The 20,067-nt window shown below is 46.1% G+C and carries 17 protein-coding genes; 10 read left to right on the forward strand and 7 right to left on the reverse strand.

Annotated features, from left to right (window positions below; translation table 11 throughout):
• Window positions 1-168 precede the first annotated feature (168 nt).
• The 3 genes from OH463_RS04285 to OH463_RS04295 all read left to right on the forward strand — a co-directional run bounded on the left by OH463_RS04285 (window position 169) and on the right by OH463_RS04295 (window position 1,689).
• Window positions 169-531: a hypothetical protein gene (locus OH463_RS04285; RefSeq protein WP_005449894.1), complete on the forward strand. Its 363-nt coding sequence runs from the start codon at window positions 169-171 to the stop codon at window positions 529-531.
• A complete protein-coding gene (locus tag OH463_RS04290) occupies window positions 518-967 on the forward strand; it encodes a hypothetical protein (protein ID WP_009696503.1) in 450 nt (149 codons plus the stop codon). The genes OH463_RS04285 and OH463_RS04290 overlap by 14 nt, the downstream gene beginning before the upstream one ends.
• 275 nt (window positions 968-1,242) lie before the next feature.
• On the forward strand, window positions 1,243-1,689 hold the full coding sequence (locus OH463_RS04295; RefSeq protein ID WP_085319666.1) for a GNAT family N-acetyltransferase: 447 nt from the start codon (window positions 1,243-1,245) through the stop codon (window positions 1,687-1,689).
• A gap of 18 nt (window positions 1,690-1,707) precedes the next feature.
• On the opposite strand, the gene OH463_RS04300 is transcribed toward OH463_RS04295, so the two are convergent.
• Window positions 1,708-1,947 carry an RNA recognition motif domain-containing protein gene (locus OH463_RS04300; protein ID WP_005449890.1) on the reverse strand — a complete coding sequence of 80 codons (240 nt, stop codon included), beginning with the start codon at window positions 1,945-1,947 and terminating at the stop codon, window positions 1,708-1,710.
• 413 nt (window positions 1,948-2,360) lie between these two features.
• Here OH463_RS04300 and OH463_RS04305 point away from each other — a divergent pair, with 413 nt between their 5' ends.
• Window positions 2,361-2,891 (forward strand): GNAT family N-acetyltransferase, encoded by a 531-nt coding sequence (locus OH463_RS04305; RefSeq protein WP_005449889.1) that lies wholly within the window; start codon window positions 2,361-2,363, stop codon window positions 2,889-2,891.
• Window positions 2,892-2,986: 95 nt separating this feature from the next.
• Here OH463_RS04305 and OH463_RS04310 read toward each other — a convergent pair whose 3' ends face one another.
• The 5 genes from OH463_RS04310 to OH463_RS04330 all read right to left on the reverse strand — a co-directional run bounded on the left by OH463_RS04310 (window position 2,987) and on the right by OH463_RS04330 (window position 10,370).
• Window positions 2,987-3,496 (reverse strand): MerR family transcriptional regulator, encoded by a 510-nt coding sequence (locus tag OH463_RS04310; protein ID WP_005449888.1) that lies wholly within the window; start codon window positions 3,494-3,496, stop codon window positions 2,987-2,989.
• A gap of 179 nt (window positions 3,497-3,675) precedes the next feature.
• On the reverse strand, window positions 3,676-5,169 hold the full coding sequence (putP, locus tag OH463_RS04315) for a sodium/proline symporter PutP (protein WP_005449887.1): 1,494 nt from the start codon (window positions 5,167-5,169) through the stop codon (window positions 3,676-3,678).
• 137 nt (window positions 5,170-5,306) lie between these two features.
• Window positions 5,307-6,014 carry a 1-pyrroline-5-carboxylate dehydrogenase gene (locus OH463_RS04320; protein WP_269990621.1) on the reverse strand — a complete coding sequence of 236 codons (708 nt, stop codon included), beginning with the start codon at window positions 6,012-6,014 and terminating at the stop codon, window positions 5,307-5,309.
• A gap of 11 nt (window positions 6,015-6,025) precedes the next feature.
• Window positions 6,026-9,157, reverse strand: a complete 3,132-nt coding sequence (putA, locus tag OH463_RS04325) for a bifunctional proline dehydrogenase/L-glutamate gamma-semialdehyde dehydrogenase PutA (RefSeq protein WP_269990622.1) — start codon at window positions 9,155-9,157, stop codon at window positions 6,026-6,028.
• Window positions 9,158-9,557: 400 nt separating this feature from the next.
• Window positions 9,558-10,370 (reverse strand): AraC family transcriptional regulator, encoded by an 813-nt coding sequence (locus OH463_RS04330; RefSeq protein WP_005449884.1) that lies wholly within the window; start codon window positions 10,368-10,370, stop codon window positions 9,558-9,560.
• Between the two features lie 774 nt (window positions 10,371-11,144).
• On the opposite strand from OH463_RS04330, the gene OH463_RS04335 reads away from it, so the two are divergent.
• Entirely contained in the window at window positions 11,145-11,864 is a 720-nt protein-coding gene (locus OH463_RS04335) for a helix-turn-helix transcriptional regulator (protein ID WP_009696508.1), read from the forward strand.
• A gap of 68 nt (window positions 11,865-11,932) precedes the next feature.
• Here OH463_RS04335 and pdxH read toward each other — a convergent pair whose 3' ends face one another.
• A complete protein-coding gene (gene pdxH, locus OH463_RS04340) occupies window positions 11,933-12,568 on the reverse strand; it encodes a pyridoxamine 5'-phosphate oxidase (protein WP_005449881.1) in 636 nt (211 codons plus the stop codon).
• A gap of 128 nt (window positions 12,569-12,696) precedes the next feature.
• On the opposite strand from pdxH, the gene OH463_RS04345 reads away from it, so the two are divergent.
• The 5 genes from OH463_RS04345 to OH463_RS04365 all read left to right on the forward strand — a co-directional run bounded on the left by OH463_RS04345 (window position 12,697) and on the right by OH463_RS04365 (window position 20,067).
• Window positions 12,697-14,625 (forward strand): sensor histidine kinase, encoded by a 1,929-nt coding sequence (locus tag OH463_RS04345; protein WP_269990623.1) that lies wholly within the window; start codon window positions 12,697-12,699, stop codon window positions 14,623-14,625.
• Window positions 14,618-15,844, forward strand: a complete 1,227-nt coding sequence (locus tag OH463_RS04350; protein ID WP_009696510.1) for a sigma-54-dependent transcriptional regulator — start codon at window positions 14,618-14,620, stop codon at window positions 15,842-15,844. Before OH463_RS04345 ends, OH463_RS04350 begins: the two co-directional genes overlap by 8 nt.
• Before the next feature lie 113 nt (window positions 15,845-15,957).
• Window positions 15,958-17,349: an HlyD family type I secretion periplasmic adaptor subunit gene (locus OH463_RS04355; protein ID WP_005449876.1), complete on the forward strand. Its 1,392-nt coding sequence runs from the start codon at window positions 15,958-15,960 to the stop codon at window positions 17,347-17,349.
• Between the two features lie 115 nt (window positions 17,350-17,464).
• Entirely contained in the window at window positions 17,465-18,148 is a 684-nt protein-coding gene (locus OH463_RS04360) for a transglutaminase-like cysteine peptidase (RefSeq protein ID WP_017189818.1), read from the forward strand.
• 5 nt (window positions 18,149-18,153) lie between these two features.
• Window positions 18,154-20,067, forward strand: coding sequence for a bifunctional diguanylate cyclase/phosphodiesterase (locus OH463_RS04365; RefSeq protein WP_026000294.1), 1,914 nt, complete (start codon window positions 18,154-18,156; stop codon window positions 20,065-20,067).

Here is a 20,067-nt window from a genome sequence, read left to right on the forward strand (position 1 = left end):
CGGATTTGATGCGAATAACTAAACCTGAAAGCGTTCCGCAAACTAAAGAAAGCACTGAGTATACGGTGGGACTTGCCTCTTAGATTTGTTGTTCAGCGAAACTAAGCGGCTCTCATCGTGACATTATAATGTGCAAAAGATAACTAGATAGAACATGGAGTCATTGGCATGGAAAGCCTCGCAAAATCTCTCAATCAACAAGGGTTCCGCTGTCATGCGCTAGATCGAAAGGTCAAAGTAGAACTCGGTAGCTTTGGGCAATACGTTTACGTTATTAAGGACTACCAAACTGGTCACTATTTGGTTCAGCGCCATTTAACCATCCAAATCGCGACGTTTATCCTTATGCTGATTACAGGTCTGTATGGCTTAGTAACCAAAGGAAGTGGTATCAGCGCGGTCCTTGCGGCTATCTCCGTTGGTGGGCTAATAAACCTGATTTTAATTGAAGTGAAATCTCAGCCGCTTACACAAGCTCTGCGTAAACTGTCAAACATAAGCAGCGAGGAAATTCGAAGTGATCATTCATGAGACCTCACAAAACCTACCAAAGAACAATCCGTTCTTATTCAGCATTTGGTTTCTATCACTCACCTACTTTGCTTATATAGGCGGTTACCTATGGTTAATAGGGGCAGGATTGGCTGTATTTATTCTATTGCTGTACGTATTACATCTATCTAAGCGTAAGTGGTTTACGCCAAAATCGATCAGCATTGAGCCCGCTTCTAACAGTTTGAAGTACCATCAAGATTCTACAGTGTACTTTCGTATTCCATTGAATGAAATCAGCAAGGTTCAAATTGAGAAAGAACCTTTCAGTAATAACTGCTTGATGCTCTACACCGCCACAGATTCCTATCAGGTTCCAAATTCCAACAACTTCGATAAACTACAATTAGCGCAATTAATGAAACAGATCGAAGAGAAAATTGATGATAGAGATAGTCAAAGCGCAAACGAATGACATTATACCCAAGTGACTTCAAGATGCAGGATTCAGAGCGTTGTCATTGATTCGAGGTCAAGGAAAACAACGCAGCGTAATAGCCAGCTCTTTCCAAGTTGTTTGACGCAGCAATCGAGTCAATGACACGCTCCCGAAGGGCGAGCTGTCTTGGCTTGTATACTTTGTTGCCGATTCTTGATTTAGAGTGACTAGATCTTTAAATCGTCGCCGCGTCTACAAACCAAGTCATTCTCGCTGAACCTAGCATCTCGAGGTTACTTGGGTATATACGAGTGGCGGATTTGGTTTCTAAAGTTACACAGCGCCACATCCTTGAGCACTTTACCGAAGAAGGAAAACGGCGCTTTCTCGCAAGAATCGGACAAGATGTGACACAAGCAATAACGCATCCAGACTTCTTTGCCTTAGCGGCGTTCTACGACAGTAAAGTGGTTGGCTTTGCCGCTTTAAAAGATGATAACTATCTCACCCACTTATTCGTCGCAACCAAAGCTCAAGGCCATGGTTTGGGTAAACAACTTCTCGATACGATACTGGACTCAACCCATGATAAGCCAAGAAGTTATGTGCGTCTTCGTTCAGCCCCCAACGCAGTTTCGTTTTATCACAAGCACGGTTTTGAACCTACCGATGATCTCTGCGAGAAAGAAGGAATTCGTTATGTGCCAATGCGATTAGCGCTCGTTTCCTCTCTTGAAATACAAAAAAGCCAGCAGTGATGCTGGCTTTTCTCTCTCTTAGTCTTGAGCGACTTTCACGCGAATCTTGCTTTTCGCTACGCTGGTCAAGTTCAGCGCTTCCAGTGCAGAAATCGCTTCTGCTTCATCTGGCATGATCACAAAGCCGAAGCCTTTTGATAAGCCGGTTTCTTGATCAAGAACCAATGTACAAAGCTCTACCTTCCCGTGTGCAGAAAACAGTGCACGCATGTCTTGCTCAGTCGTTTGACGAGCCAAGTTTCTTACTAAAAGTTTCATAGTGAACCTAGTGGTTTTAATAACCCTACGATTCTCTCAGGTTCTTCAAAACAAACCAAGTGAATAATATTGTATACCCAAATGACTTCATGATGCAGGATTCAGAGCGTTGTCATTGACTCGAGGTCAAGGAAAACAACGCAGCGTAATAGCCAGCTCTTTCCAAGTTATTTGACGCAGCAATCGAGTCAATGACATGCTCCCAAAGGGCGAACTACCTTGGCTTGTATACTTTGTTGCCGATTCTTGATTTAGACCCACTAGACCTTTAAATCGCCGCCGCGTATACAAACCAAGTCATTCTCGCTGAACCTAGCATCTCGAGGTTATTTGGGTATACGAACAACTAGATCATTCTAAGTACATCTGCTTAAATGATTTTTCTTTCATTTTTCACCCAAAGGAGAGCCGATATGGAAACGAAACGTCTTAAGCTAATCCCTGCTTGTTTAGAACGTGCAGAAGAAGCACACCAAGCAGTACTGCGTAGCCAGAAGACACTCGAAGTGTATCTTCCTTGGGTGCCACATGTGCTCACACTAGAAGCAATGATTGAGGGGACAGAAAAAGCCATCGCCAACTTTGAAAGTTTTGAAGGGGAGTTGCGTTACTTCATTATTGAAAAAGAAAGCGACCGTTTAATTGGTGCAGTAGGCTTAATGATTCGTGATCAAGAAGTGCCGTCGTTTGAAATCGGTTACTGGCTGGATGATGCCGCGGTGGGCAACGGCTACATTTCCGAAGCGGTGCTTGAGCTAGAGCGCTACGCGTTTGAAGACCTCGGTGCAAGACGCATTGCGATTATGGCAGATTCAACCAACCTAAAAAGCCGTGCTGTCGCAGAGCGTTGTGGTTATGACTTTGAAGGTGAGTTGAGACACGACCGCCTCTCTACCTCAGGGGAATTGAGTAACACTGTGGTTTACTCAAAGATCCGTTTCTAAGCAGTTTATGATTAAGTAAGCTGTTATAAAAAATAAGCCTCACGAAGAGGCTTATTTTTATTTAACCGGTTTTTAATGTCCTGCTTAAGCGCTAATTATAGAGCGCGAATGCGCACAATTTCGTCTTGCTCAATACCCAAAGATTCAAGGAATTTTTGGTGCTCAGCAGGCTCCATCTCTTCAAATTTCTGGTGCCATGTCACCATGTCGCTTTCAGAGAAGCCCGCCGCTTGCATGATTTGTACCCAACGTTCTTTAGTCACAATATTATCCTCTATCAGCTGTGGTTCTTGTAATAGCACCACGATCGCTTTTTGCTGCGCTCGCAGATTTTGAATCTCGCGTTCGAGTTCATTGAAATGGTCTTTCAAGATCTCCGCTTGAGATTTGCCTTTCTGTGCCAACAAAGTGCGTATGCTGGAAATCGGTAACCCATAAGAACGATAAGACGAAATGGTTTTTAAACGCTGCATCTCTTTTTCTCCATACCAGCGATAACCGTTTTCTGAACGATGTGCAGGCGCTAGCAAGCCTTCACGTTCATAGTAAAGAATCGTAGTACGAGAGAGTCCACACTCTCTGGCCAGTTGGGTTACGGTTAGCATAGTGGCTCCTTTTGTCGGTACAGACATAGCATCAGCCCTACACTGATAGACGGGTCAACACGTTTTTTACTATACCTCAGAAATTCTCGAATTGAGGTATTACGGGTCATTCAAATCACCATCGAGTAAGCACAAAAAAGCCCGCGACAAACGCGGGCTTTGTTTTTAATTGAGAGGAATTAGTCTAGCTCAACCAATTTCTTCTCGTATTCTTTGTGTTGCTCAAGCACTTCTTGCGCTGCACCACCAGTCAACTTACTTACAACAATGATCGCAATCGTTGAGAAGATGATGCCCGGTACGATTTCGTACACATCGAACCAACCGCCTGTTAGCTGTTTCCAAACCACGATAGTCACGCCACCGATTAGGATACCTGCTAGTGCGCCGTTGCGGTTCATACCGCTCCAGTAAAGGCTAAGCACAACTGCTGGACCAAACGCAGCACCAAAGCCTGCCCAAGCGTAAGATACAAGACCGAGAACAGAGCTGTCTGGCGTCATTGCTAGGAATAGCGCGATAAGAGAAATCACGATAACGCCCACACGACCAATCATTACAACTTCTTCAGACGTTGCATCTGGCTTAATCACTTGCTTGTAGAAGTCTTCTGCTAGAGCAGATGACGATACTAGAAGTTGTGAATCCGCAGTACTCATTACCGCCGCTAGGATTGCCGCCAATAGGATACCGGCAATCACTGGGTGGAATACCGTGTTCACCAATAGCATGAAGATTTTCTCACCATCTTCTAGTTGCGTACCAGGGTGACCTGTTACCCACACTAGACCAACAAGACCAACTAGCATTGCGCCCGCCATAGAAAGCGCAGTCCAACCTACAGCGATACGACGCGCTGTTGTTAGGTCTTTGTTCGAACGAGAAGCTTTAAAACGCGCTAGGATGTGTGGCTGACCGAAGTAACCTAGACCCCATGCCACCAACGAGATGATCGCGATAGCTGATAGAGGCTCGCCTTTCGTATCGTTCCATAGCGTTAGTAGCTCTGGGTTAATGTTGTGCATGTCCGTCGCCAATTGACCTAGACCACCATCCATCACAGCAACTGGCACGATCATTAGTGCAGCTGCCATCAATAGACCTTGCACCAAGTCCGTCCAAGATACCGCTAAGAAACCACCGAATAGCGTGTAAGAAACCACACACACCGTGCCAATGATAACGGCAATGCTGTAATCCAAGCCGAATACGGTCTCAAACAGTTTGCCCCCTGCTACCAAGCCTGAGCTGGTGTAGAAAAGGAAGAATAGAAGAATGAAGAACGCAGAGATTGTCTGAATCAGTTTCGACTTATCGTTAAAGCGACGCGACAGGAATTCAGGCAGCGTTAGCGCATCAGTTTGAATGCTGTACGTACGTAGACGTTTTGCACTGATTAACCAGTTTAGCCATGTCCCCACAAGCAGACCACCTGCTAGCCAGAACGCTTCAATACCTGCTGCATATGCATACCCCGGAAGACCAAGTAGCAACCAGCCACTCATGTCTGATGCGCCTGCAGAAAGTGCCGCTGGCCATGGACCAAGGCTACGACCACCTAGGAAGTAGTCTGATGAATTGGAAGTCCTCTTATACGCGTAAACGCCAATGGCAACCATAATTAGTAAGTACGCCACAAAAGTGGTCGTGATAGCAAAGCTATTTTCTATCATTTGATAGTCCTCGTTATAATTATTTCCTTCCTTGCCTGCTTTGATATTTTGCCATCGCAGCAATACATCAAAGTAAGAGATACCAACCCGAGTAAGCTCTCGGGCTCTTTTGGTTCAGATTGGTATCACAAGTCAGGTTAGTGGGAGTCGCTTCCCAACTCGAGTAGAGTCGCGTTACCGCCCACCGCTGTAATATTTATCGTTCGAGTACGCTCGGTAATGAAGCGCAACGACAGATGAGGATCATGAGTCAATGTCGGTGACTCTAAATCCGTTTCAGAAACTAAGCCGACGATGGCACCGTCACGCTTAGCCAGTTGCAGGTTAAGCGCATGCTCAACCTGTGAATGCCCAATATAACCCACACTACGTACGTCGCTGTCTAACAACGGGGAAGACGCATCGTACGCAACCACTTGGACTAAGTTAGATGGGAAGTTTGCTGACGCCACAGCATGCTTAACCAATTGAGTAAGCTCTGTATTGTCACTACAAATCACCACGCTGTTGCCTGCAATCAGAGCACAGGTGATCATTGCAAATGTGCTGTTCAGAGCGTTCTCGGTATTTGCTAGATTGTTTTCACAAACAACCAAAGCCACACCGCGACCCGCTGCGTACAGCTCGTTAGTTTCACCCGTAGGCCCCACTAACTGATGAGTTTCTGCTAACAGAGTAGACGCTTGCTGCAAGTGGTAAGACACCACTTTGCCAACCACGCTATGCTGCTCTTCAATCGCAGATTTAAATGCCAGCAAATGCTCACATTTGTAATCAAAATCGGTCAGATTCCACTGCTCCCACGCAGAGAATGCATCTTTAAAAAACGTGATCTGATGAACCATAATGCGACTCCTTACGCCTTCTCAGCTTGAACAAGATGTTGTTTAGTAAAGCGGTATAGGTAGTGAGGACCACCAGCCTTCGGACCCGTACCCGACAAACCTTGACCACCGAATGGCTGAACGCCAACCACCGCGCCAACCTGATCACGGTTGATGTAGCAGTTACCCACACGAGCGTGTTTTTCAATCCAACGGTAAGTGGTTTCGTTACGGCTGTGGATGCCCATTGTGAGACCAAAACCGGTTTGATTGATTTGCTCAACCACATTTGGCAACTCAGACGCTTTAAAGCGAACAATGTGCAAGATAGGACCGAATTGCTCTTCTTTCAGAACATCAATGCCCGAGATTTCGAACGCACTTGGTGATACAAAATCACCGTGCTGACACGCTTCATCCAACTGCAATTGAGCAACTTTGGTTTGCGTACTTGTCATGTGCTCTAGGTGAGCAAGGAGTTTGTTCTTTGCATTGCTGTCGATAACCGGACCCACATCCGTTTTGTGTAGGTAAGGAATACCAACATGCAGTTCATTCATCGCACCTTGGATAAGGTTGATGATGCGATCCGCCACGTCTTCTTGAACAAATAGAACGCGCAGAGCGGAACAGCGTTGACCAGCAGAAGCGAAAGCGGAACGAATCACGTCACGCACAACTTGTTCTGGTAGTGCCGTACTATCCACAATCATGGCGTTTTGACCGCCAGTTTCAGCGATAAACGGTACTGGCTTCGCGCTACGCTCGGCAAGCGTCACATTGATGCGCTGCGCCGTTGCTGTCGAACCAGTAAATGCCACGCCTGCAATCGCATCGTGAGACGTTAGTGCATGACCAATTTCACCACCACGACCTGGTAATAGCTGTATCACGCCAGCAGGGAAGCCGGCTTCTAGCATCAGTTCAATCGCTCGCGACGCAATTAAGCTGGTTTGCTCAGCTGGCTTAGCCACAACGGTGTTACCCGCAACCAATGCTGCTGTGACTTGACCAAGGAAGATCGCTAATGGGAAGTTCCATGGACTGATACAAACGAATACACCTAACCCTTCACGGCTAGACATACGTTTCACGCCATCAAAACCTTCTAGTTCAAACGGCTGAAGATTTTGCGCTTGTTTCGCGTAGTAACGACAGAAGTCGACCGCTTCACGCACTTCATCAATGCTATCGTGAATCGTCTTACCCGCTTCTTGGTGACAAATCGCCACCAACTCAGCCAAGTTTTCTTCCATCAAATCCGCAAGCTTATCTAGGCACGCCGCTTTTTGTTCAATTGCAGTGCCTTTCCACTCTGGGAATGCAGCATCAGCCGCTTCGATTGCAGCGGAAACATGATCAAGGCTTGCGAAAGCCACCTGACCCACTTCAATACGACGATCGTAAGGGGCAGTAATGATCTCTGCGGAGTTTTCCTTGATCATGCTTTCGGCATGTTTCACGCCGTTGATGATCGGACCCGCTGTCCACTTCTGGGTTAGGAAACTTTCAACCTGCGCTTCAAACGGCTTCGCTTCGCTGTCGATATCAACGTTCACACCGTATGAGTTTTTACGCTCTGGGAAGATGCCGGTTGGCATTGGAATTTGACCGTTGTGTAGCGTCTCAAAAGAGGTCAGCACATCAACAGGGTGATGCGTCAGCTCTGAAATTGGGCAACGCGCGTCCACCAAACGGTGTACAAACGAGCTGTTCGCACCGTTTTCTAGTAAGCGACGAACCAAGTAAGGCAGTAGATCCGCATGGCTACCAACTGGCGCGTAAATACGTACTGGCTGACCATAAGTGTCCATTACATGGTTATAAAGCGAATCACCCATACCATGCAGACGTTGGAATTCGAAATCTTTGTGCTCTGCCATTACAGCAATCGCAGTAACAGTGTGCGCGTTGTGACTAGCAAACTGCGGGAAGATATTACCGCGCACACTTTCACTCAGTAGGAAACGCGCACACGCTAGGTAAGCCACATCCGTCGCTTCTTTGCGCGTGTAAACAGGGTAGTTCTCGTAACCCGCTTGTTGCGACCATTTGATTTCACTGTCCCAGTACGCGCCTTTTACTAGACGCAGTGGGATCAGATCACCCTGTTCTTTTGCTAGACCGTTTAGCCACACGAGCACAGGTAGTGCACGTTTCGAGTAGGCTTGAACTACTAAACCAAACTTGCCCCAACCTTTCACTAGGTCGCTGCGGTACAGTTTTTCAAACAGTTTGAGTGACAACTCAAGACGGTCTGCTTCTTCTGCGTCAATCGTGATGGCAACATCCACTTCGATAGCGCGTTTAAGCAGTTGCGTTAAGGTGTCATAAAGCTCTGTCATCACGCGTTCTTCATTCGCCACTTCGTAACGTGGGTGAAGTGCAGAAAGCTTGATAGAAACAGAAGGTGCAGGGCTTGTGTCACTGCCGTACGCTTCACGACCAACGGCTTCGATCGCCATTAGGTAGTCTTTGAAGTACTTGCTTGCGTCTGCTGTGGTCAGCGCCGCTTCACCCAACATATCAAATGAGTAAGTGAAACCTTTGTCGCGCATTGGGCGACCGTTCTTCTGCGCTTCTTCAATCGTACGACCACGTACAAACTGATGACCCATGATCTTCATTGCCTGATACATGGCTTTACGAATCACAGGTTCTGAGAATTTATTTACCAGACGGTTTACAGCCTGACCTGGGCTCTGGGTTTCCTGCTCACCAAGACCAATCACTTTACCTGTTAGCATTAAGCCCCAAGTTGAAGCGTTAACGAAGACAGAATCAGAACTCTTAAGGTGAGATTTCCAGTCAGCAACGCTTAACTTATCTTTAATCAGTGCATCCGCCGTTGCTGAATCAGGAATACGCATCAATGCTTCTGCAAGACACATCAGTAAGATACCTTCATGAGTATCTAAGCTGTATTCCAGCAATAGCGCATCAATCATCTGAATTGACTTTTTATCCGCACGGATGGCTTCGATAAGCTGGGTTGTTTGGGTCGTGATTGCCGATTTTTCTTCCGCTGTCGGCGTTGCTAGTGGCAATAATTGCTCTAGCCATTGAGACTCGTCCACCATGTACAATGGCGAGATCAGTGACCACAATTTATCAAGCGGCTGCTCGATAAATTCCGGTGTTAACACGTTCGTTGCTGTAAACATGCGTTTTCCTCAATCTCTCTCCTCGAAAACCGCTTCGAGGATCATCAATGGCTGGCAGTGTATTTTGAGCCCGAGAAGAATACTTGTCAAAAACTCCGAGCTTTTTGCTAAAAACTCGCTTTTATAACAAAACACCTACATAGTCACACGCAAATACATAATATATTGTGTTGTAAAAATTCATCTTTGCATGTCATTTACAACAAAAGCAGGCGGGTTTTGAGCAATTTCTGTTTGAATAAGAAGGATTTAGATTGCGCTTTTGTGAGGAATGGACAAAAACATTGAAATTTTCCGGAGAATTACGCAAAAAAGTTCGACTTTCCTGTGCAAAACACAAGCACAAAAAAGCCGCGACTCATACGCGGCTTCGCTCAAATAAGCAACTTGATGAGCAGTGTTAGCCAACCTGTTTCTTATACTGAGAAGGTGATAATCCTTGTAAACGAGTAAAGGTATGAGTGAAAGTACTTTGGCTTGAGAAACCGGTGAATTCGGCAATTTGCCCCAACGTTAAGTGACCTTGTTCAATCAAATCGCGCGCCATATCGATGCGTTTGCCGAGCACGTACTGATGCGGCGTAATGCCCATCTGATCTTTGAATAAGCTATGGAATTGGCTTTCACCCAAAAATACGCTGCCAGCCAATTGCGCCACGCTGATTTTGTGGCTCAAGTGCTGTTCGATGTAACGGTCAATCGCTTCCAGATCAAAGCGTGACTCTTTCCTTGAGGTTTCAAATGCTGATATATGACGCTGCATAAGAGCGATCACGGTGTCATTACACGCACGGCTAAGCAGTAAATCGTCTGGATGATTACGCATCTCTTGCACCAGCATTTGAATCAGCTTTTGAATCTGACCATCCAATTGGAAGTAAAGATGAGAGCGTTCTAGGTTATTGATTTTTTGCAACATCTCAGGATCATCGTTGGCAGGCTTTGGCATATTAAGCACCAAGATGTCTGATTGATGAATCACGCCACCGAAAGCATGATCAGAAGATGCCGTTACGATGCAACCTTGCCCCGGACCAACCAAATTGCCCTGACCACGAACTTCGAATTCTGCTTGTCCCTTTAAACCGATCACGATCTGTGTGTAAGCATGATCATGGCAATCCATATAAGACGGAAGCGTGATCAACTCTGCTGGTTTAGGCAGCATGATCTCTTTATATAGCGGGGCTTTCGGGTTATCTGAATCACTCATTTCAAACAGTCGTCTTTACACAGTCGGCTTATATCTTGGCATCATATACCTTCTCTGTTGGGTTGCAAATCTTCCCCAATCCAATCGCACAAGATCAAATCAACACGATCATTGCGCTCTACATGATCATAGTTCCGGAACGATGATCATGTAAGAGAAACTTACGGTCAATGTGCAACCAATTTTTTTAACAAAAACGGACAGATAGCCAAAATTACCAAAGATGAGACAAGCCAATAGCAAAGATCTTTGGGGTTGAAATGCACACCAATGTAAGCAACAAGGTAAAAACTACGATCGAAAGCGCACGAAATGCCCGAAAAACAGGGGCATAGAGGGATTTCCCCCCTTACTAATATGCTCACAATTCAATACATTAGACCTCGAGCTCTAGGATGCATACGACCCTGAGCTCATCGGTATCTACTTGATACCTCTAACTTACTTAGCAGACCCTCGCTATGTAATTTAGAACCTCTTCTACACGTCGACAAGATTATATCTTGTGTTGCCAGCCCGTCTTCAGGCTGGCTTTTTTTTGTCTCACGCCAATGAAAACAATGGCATAAGCTGATAATATATCGACCATCTCACCGTATCCTGACGTTAATCATCACGCTGAGTTATCCTGATCGACCTTCTCTCTTCCAGTTCCATCTGGCGCGATTCTCGAAAGCATGATCAAGGCAGTGTTGTAATAAAAACGCGGGATAAGCGAAGTGAGAATACTGACCTGCAATCAAGCAGGCGATATGTAGCAGTAGTGAGTCCCTTGTGAATATTCCAGTCAATACCATAGAACAGTCGCTCCTTCGACAGCTACCGGGTTGTTGGGGATGCAAAGATAAAGATTCGGTATTCCGCTATGTGAATCAGGAATACGCAGAATTGATAGGCTACGATTCACCTGAAGTCTGTATAGGCAAAACAGACTTTGAGGTCGCAAGCCCTACCATTGAATGTGCAAAAGAGTTTCAAGAACAAGATAAGCACGTGATTGAAACAGGCGAGTCGCTAAAGATCCTTGATATCCACCCTTATCCAGATGGTCATTGGCGAGCGCACATTTTTACTAAGACGCCTTGGCGAGACGACGACGGCAACATCATTGGCACCATATTTTATGGTCGCGAGCTTACTGATACCGCCGTCATCGAAGTGGGATATTGGGTATGCAGAGCCATCGGTGGCACGCCCAACCAGCAGTCCATCTTTCGTTTTTCTAACCTGAAACCCGAGCCAGAAAAGCTGACCTGCCGTGAGCAAGAGACTCTGTTCTTGTTGCTGTATGGCAAAAAGCCGCAATTCATCTCACAGGTCATGGGGATTTCAACCAAGACCGTAGAAGGGCATGTTGCTCGTCTGCGTACTAAGTTTGAAGCCAACAGTAAGAACGAACTTATCGACAAAGCCATGGAGGCAGGCTACGGATCGATTGTGCCGAAAACCCTGCTTAAACATCAGCTTTCTGTCGTGCTTAACGGTGAACGTTGATTCGCCATTGGGTAAACACAAAAACACCGCCTATTGAGGCGGTGTTTTTTATCTCTTTGTCAAAGCCATTACGGCGCAAGGCGATCGATGTCCCACTCGCCTTCTTGATTTGAGAACAAGAAACGGTCGTGCAGACGATGTTCACCACCTTGCCAGAATTCAATGCTTTGCGGCTTGACGCGGAAACCACCCCAGAAGGATGGCATCGGGATTTCACCCTTGGCAAACTTCTGCTTCAACTCTAGGAATTTACCTTCCAATACACCACGTGCAGAAATACGGCTACTTTGTTTGCTCGCAATCGCAGCCAATTGGCTGTCTTTCGGACGAGAAGTGAAGTACTTCATGTTCTCCATCGGCGTTAGCTTTTCTGCCACACCTGTGATGTGAACCTGACGCTCAAGTGGATGCCATGGGAAATGCAGGCTGATGTTGCTGTTGTGCTCAAGCTGCTGCGCTTTACGGCTGCCCAAGTTGGTGTAGAACACAAAGCCATCTTTATCGACGTTTTTCAGCAGCACAATGCGTTGAAACGGCATGCCATTTTCGTCCACTGTCGCGACCGTCATTGCGGTTGGATCAGTCAACCCTGCTTGTACCGCTTGCTCTAACCATAGGTTAAATTGATCAATCGGATCTGCTTTTAAATCTTTACGACGCAGGCCACCTTTTGTGTACTCACGACGAATATCAGCAAGTTCCATCTTCACTCCTTCACTCGTTTTTGTCGATTGTGCGCCCGATGATAGGGAAATTCAAGGAAAGCAAGCGAGAACCCTGATTGCGGTTTTGTGTTATGTCACGTTGTCGCAGCAGCTCACAGCATCACTAAATGCCTTTTGATAACATGGCGTTAAAAACTAGTGAGCCAATCGTGAACCTACTTAACCCCAAAGCTCTGCGCCATTTTTTATTGGTCTTGCTCACCATCGGTCTGGTCGGGCTGATGTTGACTCATAAATACGCAACCCAGCATCAACATGATCAGTGGCAAAATAAGCTGCAAACTCAAGCTTCGCAGGTTGCACAGGAAATCGATTATGAACTGGCAAAGTTTGAACAAATCCCGAACTTGCTTAGCCATGACCCAAGATTACTCGCAGCAGTCAAAGAGGGTAAACCGTCAGAATCCTTCAATTTATTGCTCGCTGATTGGTTAGCACAAAGCCTAGCTGACACTATTTACGTGCACAATAAAACCGGTTTGGTGATCGCATCGAGCAACTATCAACAAGACGACAGTTTCGTCGGTTCTAATTTTGCCTTTCGTCCTTACTTTCAACACGCATTAAATGGGGAGAAGGCTCAATACGTTGCCCTCGGGGTTCGCTCCAATAAGCGCGGATATTTCTTCTCATCACCACTTTGGGTCGATGGCGAAGTCGAAGGCGTAATAACAGTTAAAGTCAATTTGGAGCAGCTAGAACAGCGCTTGGCACAAGATGATGGCGATTTACTGGTTGCGGGTGTGCACGACGTGGTGTTCATGAGTAACTTGCCCGATTGGCGCTATCGTGCTCTGTTCCCATTATCTGAACAAGCAAAACAAGAGCTCAATCAAACTCAACAATACGGTGATACCCTTCCTCAATATCGTGGCGAGCTCACTGGGCAAAGCGGAGTCAATCAGTTTGAAAACAACCAACTCTTGGTGTCACCCAACTACCTTGCTTACGCGACCAATCTGTTTGACAAAGGTTTTCGCGTCATTGCACTGATTAGCCAACAAGAAGTCTTCACCGCTGTATTGCAAGCCGACATAGTTTATCTGCTGCTGTATGCGCTTGTGGGGTTAATTGCGTTGGCATGGTTCCAAATGCTGGTCAATAAAGCACGTCTTGCCAATGTCAATGCCAGCTTGGAAGAAAAGGTAACAGAGAGAACTTTCATCCTCAGCCAAGCCAACCACAAGTTACAACAAACCGTGCATCAATATGAGCAGAGCCAACAAGAACTGAAGCAAACGCAACAAGAGCTAACTCAAGCGGCAAAGTTAGCGCTACTTGGTGAACTGTCTGCAAGCATTAATCACGAAATCAATCAGCCACTGGCTGCGCTGCGGACTTACACCGAAAACTCGCAGCGTTTAATGACAATGGAGCGTTACCCAATGGTGGCGGACAATCTGGATAAGATGCTGTCGCTCAACGATACCATGGCCGAAGTCATTGCACGCTTAAAGGTCTTCACGCGTAAGACGGATGACAACCTACACAGTGAGGTATCGGTTCTACACGATGCGGTGCACAACGCGACACGTATTCTGAGCAGTAAGCTGATCAAACAGGGAGTGACGCTTAAAGTGCCAGCCATTGAATACGACGTAAAACTCGCGATTCACAGCGTCGAGCTTGAGCAAGTGCTGATCAATCTATTCCACAACGCAGCTCAAGCTATGGAAGGGTATTGTATCGACCCACAGATTTCGATTGCCGTGCAGTGTGACCAGAGTAACTGCGATATTTTGGTTTCTGACAACGGCCCCGGCATGTCAGAACACGCCTTAGCTAAGATTTTCGACCCGTTTTACACCACCAAGCCAGAGGGGCTCGGACTGGGTTTAACCATCTCAAAACGCATTTTGGAGAGCTATCAAGGCTCACTCAGCGCTTATAATCATGATGCTGATAACGATGCCGATTATACCCGTCACGCTCGCCATCAAATGGACACACAATCTCAGCTATCAGGTGGGATGACTTTTGTCGTCAGCGTACCTCTCGTTTCACTTCATCCAGCAGAGGAAGACTCTCATGCATAACCCTGTTTTCTTTGTCGATGATGAGCCGCATATTCGTGATGCGGTTACTCAAGCGTTATTGATTGAAGGAATTGACGTCACTTGCTTCCCAAATGCAGTTGAAGCGCTGCGCGTGATTGATCCCAATACGCCAGCACTGATCATCACCGATATCCACATGCCAGTGATGAATGGGTTAGAGTTCATGCGCACCCTGTTAGGCAAAAATAATCACTTTCAATTTATCGTATTAACTGGGCATGGTGATGTAAAAACCGCGGTCGAAGCGATGAAGAGCGGTGCGTATGACTTTCTTGAAAAGCCATTCTCTACCGAGCAACTATTAAAATCGCTCAACAATGCCGGCGATAAACTGGTCTTATTGCAAGAAAACGTCTGGCTAAAGAAAGAGCTCGACATGCAAACCCATGTCGGTCCAAAAATGATTGGTCACAGTCAAGCTATGGTCGACATTCGCCGTGCGCTGATAAGCGCCCCACTCCACCAGCCGCTCATTTTTGTCGGTGAAGATGGCACAGGGCGAAGACTCGCTGCTCAGTTTGCTCACGATATCCATGCGACCGCAGAAAGTGAGTTGATTGCCGCATCCGGTGAAGACTTATACGAGCTTTCACATGAAGCATTAGACAAAACCATACATCATCTTACAGACGGTAAAAGCCATTGCAGTTTGTACTTACACAGCGCCGAGCATATATCGGAAAAACAGTGGCAATGCTTGTTTAACCACCCGAAACTGCAACGCGTATTTGGTGCTGCAAACACCGTCGATAAAGGCATTGAAAGCTCAGTGAAGATGATTCGGATGCCGAATTTGAATGAACGTAAAGAAGACATCGGTCCCTTATACAAACACTTCGTGCGTCATGCAGCGAGTCGCTATCAGCTCCAACCCCCTCAGATTAGTCTGAATGAAGTGAAGCGGATTACGGAACTCGATTGGCCAGAAAACATCAAACAATTGAGACAGTTTGCCGAATTAAGGGCATTGAAACCGGACGCGTTTCGTATGGAGGATTGGAACAGCGAAAAAAGCATTGAAATCCAAAGTATGACCCAACGCACAGAACACTTTGAATATTGCTTGTTGTTTGATGCCTTGCAACGACATAGAGGCAGACTCAAAGAGGTTCAACTAGAATTACAAGTGTCGCGCAAAACCTTGTACGACAAACTAAAAAAACATCAGTTGGACAAAACAAAGTTCAAGGCACAGTAAATGAGGGGGGACTTACCCCTTTCACACATTTTTATTAGCTGAGTATGCTGACATGCTCCGTTAATAATAATAAGATCAAAAAGATAAACCGTCTTTATAAAACAAGGAATGTGATGAGCCGAGACAACTACAACAAACTAAGCAGCGAAGAGCTGGATTTTGTTGACGACAAAACCGCTGCATTGCTTCTAAATACGCCAAATAGTGCCCGCTTAATGCTGTGGGTGATGGTGTTATTCTTTGTTGCGGCTATCGCTTGGGCGTCGTGGGCGCAAATCGATAAAGTAACCGTAGGGCAAGGCAAGGTTATCCCTTCCTCTCAAATCCAAGTCGTACAAAACCTCGAAGGTGGTTTGGTCAAAGAGATCTTGGTGAAGGAAGGTCAACGAGTCGAAAAAGGTCAGCAGTTGTTATTGATTGACGACACGCGTTTCCGCTCAGACTTCCGTGAACGTGAACAACAAGTTGCCAACTTGACGGCTTCCGTACTGCAACTTTCTGCGTCGATCAGTAGCGTCGAAGTCAATCGCGATTTCGATGACAGCAACTGGGAACAAAATGTCGTTCTTGATTACGGAAAACTGACATTCCCACCAACGCTTGAAGAAAATCAACCTCGCCTAACGCAACGCCAAAAAGCGGAATACCGAGAAGACCTAGATAATCTGCGTAACCAAATTTCAGTTATCGACCAGCAAGTAAAGCAGAAGCAGCAAGACCTGGTTGAGATCCAAGCACGTGTGAGTAACTTGCGCCAGAGCTATCGTTTTGCCAAGAAAGAGTTAGACATTACCAAGCCGCTCGCAGATGAAGGCGTTGTGCCTAAAATCGAACTGTTGAAACTACAGCGTCAGGTGAACGACACACGCCGCGAAATGACATCCAGTGAACTGAAGATTCCCGTAATCAAATCTGGTATCCGCGAATCCATGCTTAATCGTATTGATGTTGCTCTGAAATTCCGTTCTGAACAACAAGAGAAGCTCAATAGCACCCAAGACCAACTTTCTGCGCTCGTGGAATCGGCTGTGGGCTTGGAAGACCGCGTAAATCGTACCGTTGTGGTTTCTCCAGTGACAGGCACTATCAAAACATTGAACGTCAACACCGTTGGCGGCGTTATTCAACCGGGTATGGACATCGTCGAAATCGTCCCAACTGAAGATACCCTTTTGGTTGAAGCCAAAATTGCACCGAAGGATATCGCATTCTTGCGCCCTGACCTTCATGCCATCGTGAAATTCACCGCGTACGATTTTACCAAGTACGGCGGTCTTGAAGGGGAACTGGAGCACATCAGTGCCGACACAACACAAGATGAGGAAGGCAACAGCTTCTATATCGTGCGTGTACGAACTGAGAAAACCAGTTTTGGACAGGATGCAGACTTGCCAATCATTCCAGGTATGACGGCTTCAGTCGATATCATCACAGGTAAGCGAACCGTTTTGGAATACCTGCTTAAACCAATTTTGAGCGCCAAAACCAACGCACTTAAGGAGTAAGTGTCAGCAAGGACTCTCCAATGTATATTTAAGTGTTGATAAGTGGTTAAATAAAAAGCACTTATTTCTCACTGTCGAGCCCATTGGAAGAGTACACTTGTGATGTGAGTCGAATATGCCACCCAGATTGAAGCGTAAAGTTACATTATTAATCAGCATTAGTTGTTTTTCGTTCCAAATTGGTGCCTTGAACAACAAAGAACAAAGATGGGTCGATACGGTCACTTCAGTCTATGGTGAACGCGCTGGAATGCGCGTGAAAACCTGGCGAGATAATATCGACTTTTTTAAAACATTGGAGACTCATGAAAAGCTGGCAGGCGTTAACGACTTTTTCAATCAACTTTACTTCGTTGACGACATAGACCTATGGGGCAAAAAAGACTACTGGGCAACACCACTCGAGTTTTTAGGCAGCAATGCCGGTGACTGTGAAGATTTCACTATTGCCAAATACTTCTCTTTACTCGAGCTTGGCGTACCGGATTCAAAGATGCGTTTGATCTACGTAAAAGCCATCGAATTGAATCAGTTTCACATGGTACTCGCCTATTACCCAACCCCAAGTTCAGAGCCGCTCATTCTCGACAACATCAATCCAGAAATTGTCCGAGCCTCCAAGCGTAGCGATTTGCTACCGATTTACAGTTTTAATGGTTCAAACCTATGGCTAATGAAGTCTTCTGCTAGCGTTGGAGAGCTAGCAGGAAAAGCCTCACGTTTGAGCCTTTGGAATGACTTACGCTCGCGCGAACGTAAGTTGCAGTTAAAAAAACCTAAAATTAACTATGACGAGTGAAAAACATGACCCTATATAAGAAGCTTGTAGTGGGAATGGTTACGGTCTTTATACTCTTGATGGCATCAGTATTCGTAATCCAGTTCAACACTACTCGAGACAGCTTAGAGCAGCAGCAACGTTCAGAGGTCAACAACACCATTAACACCGTTGGTTTGGCACTGGCACCTTATTTAAAAGACAAGGATAAGGTGGCGGTAGAATCCGTGATTAATGCGTTGTTCGATGGCAGTACTTATTCTGTCGTACGTCTCACCGCGTTAGATTCGGATTACCAAATCGTACGCTCGTACCCAGTCAAACCAAGCCATGTTCCACAATGGTTCATCGACTTGAACTTGTTCAAAGCGATTCATGATAAACGCGTGGTAACCAGTGGTTGGATGCAACTTGCAGAAGTTGAAATCATCAGCCACCCAGGAGCTGCTTACGAGCAACTTTGGCAAGGCTTTATTCGCTTACTTACGGCATTTGGCATTATCTTCCTAGTGGGTCTGATTGCGATTTCTTACATTCTACGTCGCTCATTAAAACCGCTGGCTGCCATCGTGAAGAAAATGCACGAGATCGCCAACAACCAGTTTGGTGACCCACTGGCGCGTCCAAAAACCAAGGACCTAATTGCAGTGGTTGATGGCATCAACTCAATGTCGGCACAAATCGAACTGTCATTTAAAGAACAAGCCAAAGAAGCACAGCGTCTGCGTGCTCAAGCTTACCTAGACCCAATCTCCAAACTAGGTAACCGCTCGTTCTACATTAACCAAGTTGACCAATGGCTTGCAGAACAAACGCAAGGGGGTATCGCGCTACTCCATGCTGAATACATTGGCGATATTTACGAGACGAAAGACTATCAACGCGCTGATGCCCACGTGAAAGAGTTGTCTCAACGTCTGAAAAACACTATCGATGTACCAGGAGCGACCATTGCTCGTCTATCTAGCGACGAATTCGGTCTATTATTCCCACACATGGATGAGAGCGAACTGCGCATTCTAGCTGACAGTATCGTTAACTGTGTAAATGGTCTGAATACCGATCCTACCGGTCTTGCGAAGCCAAAAGCATCACTGGGTGTTGCACACAGTAAAGATCAGAAAACGCGCACTGAAGTGCTATCGATGGTGGATAACGCCTTGTCGAAAGCGAAAGCGCAACCAGACAAAGCGTACGGCTTCGTTGGTGGTGAAAATACTTCTAACCTTATGGGTAAACAGCAATGGAAAGCGTTGGTTGAAGAAGCGATTCACAGCGATTGGATTAAATTCCGCTTCCAGTCTGCGAAGAATACTTGGGGTAAAGTGTTCCACAACGAGGTGTTCTCAAGCATCGAAAAAGATGGCGAGACTTACCGAGCAAACCAATACCTGTTTGCTCTTGAGCAGCTAGACGCAACCAACATCTTCGACCAATACGTCATTGAGTCGATGATTAAGATGTTAGAAAGCGGCGAGCTAAAAGAGCCAGTGGCAATCAACATCGCACAAAGCAGCTTGTCTCAACCATCGTTCATTCGTTGGACCACCAGCATGCTAGAGAAGCACCCGAAAGTTGCACCTATGCTCCACTTTGAGCTTCCAGAAGCGTGTTTCATTGACCATCCGCACCATACAGCCCTGCTGTGTAACGCGATTCGTCAAACTGGAGCAGAGTTCGGTGTTGATAACTATGGTCGTAACTTCCAGTCACTTGAGTACATTCAGGAATTCCGCCCGAATTACGTAAAACTGGATTACCTATTCACGCACAACTTGCACGACGAGAAGCAGAAGTTCACGCTGACTTCGATCTCACGTACTGCTCATAACTTGGGTATTACCACGATCGCATCTCGTGTTGAAACACAGATTCAGTTGGATTTCCTAACCGAACACTTTGTGGAAGTCTTCCAAGGCTTCATCGTCGACAAGGAATAA

Origin of the sequence: Vibrio sp. NFR (assembly GCF_027587095.1) — a bacterium.
GTDB classification, from domain to species: Bacteria; Pseudomonadota; Gammaproteobacteria; order Enterobacterales; family Vibrionaceae; genus Vibrio; species Vibrio harveyi.

Excerpts from the sequence above, each read along its gene's own strand:
- OH463_RS04285 (WP_005449894.1), top strand. The coding sequence starts at position 169 with ATGGAAAGCCTCGCAAAATCTCTCAATCAACAAGGGTTCCGCTGTCAT.
- OH463_RS04300 (WP_005449890.1), bottom strand. The coding sequence starts at position 1,947 with ATGAAACTTTTAGTAAGAAACTTGGCTCGTCAAACGACTGAGCAAGAC.
- OH463_RS04305 (WP_005449889.1), top strand. The coding sequence starts at position 2,361 with ATGGAAACGAAACGTCTTAAGCTAATCCCTGCTTGTTTAGAACGTGCA.
- OH463_RS04310 (WP_005449888.1), bottom strand. The coding sequence starts at position 3,496 with ATGCTAACCGTAACCCAACTGGCCAGAGAGTGTGGACTCTCTCGTACT.
- putP (WP_005449887.1), bottom strand. The coding sequence starts at position 5,169 with ATGATAGAAAATAGCTTTGCTATCACGACCACTTTTGTGGCGTACTTA.
- OH463_RS04320 (WP_269990621.1), bottom strand. The coding sequence starts at position 6,014 with ATGGTTCATCAGATCACGTTTTTTAAAGATGCATTCTCTGCGTGGGAG.
- putA (WP_269990622.1), bottom strand. The coding sequence starts at position 9,157 with ATGTTTACAGCAACGAACGTGTTAACACCGGAATTTATCGAGCAGCCG.
- OH463_RS04330 (WP_005449884.1), bottom strand. The coding sequence starts at position 10,370 with ATGAGTGATTCAGATAACCCGAAAGCCCCGCTATATAAAGAGATCATG.
- pdxH (WP_005449881.1), bottom strand. The coding sequence starts at position 12,568 with ATGGAACTTGCTGATATTCGTCGTGAGTACACAAAAGGTGGCCTGCGT.
- OH463_RS04345 (WP_269990623.1), top strand. The coding sequence starts at position 12,697 with ATGCCTTTTGATAACATGGCGTTAAAAACTAGTGAGCCAATCGTGAAC.
- OH463_RS04350 (WP_009696510.1), top strand. The coding sequence starts at position 14,618 with ATGCATAACCCTGTTTTCTTTGTCGATGATGAGCCGCATATTCGTGAT.
- OH463_RS04355 (WP_005449876.1), top strand. The coding sequence starts at position 15,958 with ATGAGCCGAGACAACTACAACAAACTAAGCAGCGAAGAGCTGGATTTT.
- OH463_RS04360 (WP_017189818.1), top strand. The coding sequence starts at position 17,465 with ATGCCACCCAGATTGAAGCGTAAAGTTACATTATTAATCAGCATTAGT.
- OH463_RS04365 (WP_026000294.1), top strand. The coding sequence starts at position 18,154 with ATGACCCTATATAAGAAGCTTGTAGTGGGAATGGTTACGGTCTTTATA.